Source organism: Pseudomonas putida, assembly GCF_028682395.1.
Lineage (GTDB): Bacteria > Pseudomonadota > Gammaproteobacteria > Pseudomonadales > Pseudomonadaceae > Aquipseudomonas > Aquipseudomonas putida_AB.
Window position 1 is genome coordinate 1 of the sequence record NZ_JANHLC010000036.1, and the last position, 595, is coordinate 595.

Here is a 595-nt window from a genome sequence, read left to right on the forward strand (position 1 = left end):
CAGACTGTGTGAAAACCTAGCAATCTGTCCGGCCCTTTAAGAGAATGCTCCGTATCGAAAGATACGGAGCATTTTTCGTTATGGCCTACATACAAGGAGAGTCCCGCAGCCAGACCAGCCTGTTCCCGGTCTCGCTGGAGGAACTGATCCCTGAAGATCACCTCGTACGGGTCATCGACCTGTATGTCACCAAGCTCGATCTGGGCCAGCTCGGTTTTGAGAAAGCTCAGCCCAAGGCCACTGGGCGCCCTGCTTACGACCCCGCCGATCAGCTCAAGCTCTATCTCTATGGCTATTTTCAGCGTATTCGCTCGTCGCGGCGCCTTGAAGCTGAGTGTCAACGCAACATCGAAGTGATGTGGTTGATCAACCGGCTTAAACCCGACTTCAAGACCATCGCCGACTTTCGCAAGAACAACAAAGTAGCGTTCGTTACGACGTGCCGAGCTTTTGTGCAGTTCTGCCGATCCGCCGGCTTGATTGCGGGCGATCTGGTTGCGATCGATGGCAGTAAGTTTCAGGCAGTCGCTTCCTCGCGACGCCACCTGAATTTGAATCAGCTCAAGCGTCAGGAGGAGAAGCTGGATAAGCGGAT

General features: G+C 54.1%; 1 protein-coding gene. It reads left to right on the plus strand.

Annotation, left to right across the window (positions count from 1 at the left end):
- Nucleotides 1-80 precede the first annotated feature (80 nt).
- A partial coding sequence (locus NPS46_RS25120) for a transposase (protein ID WP_274112046.1) occupies nt 81-595 on the plus strand: 515 nt, incomplete at its 3' end.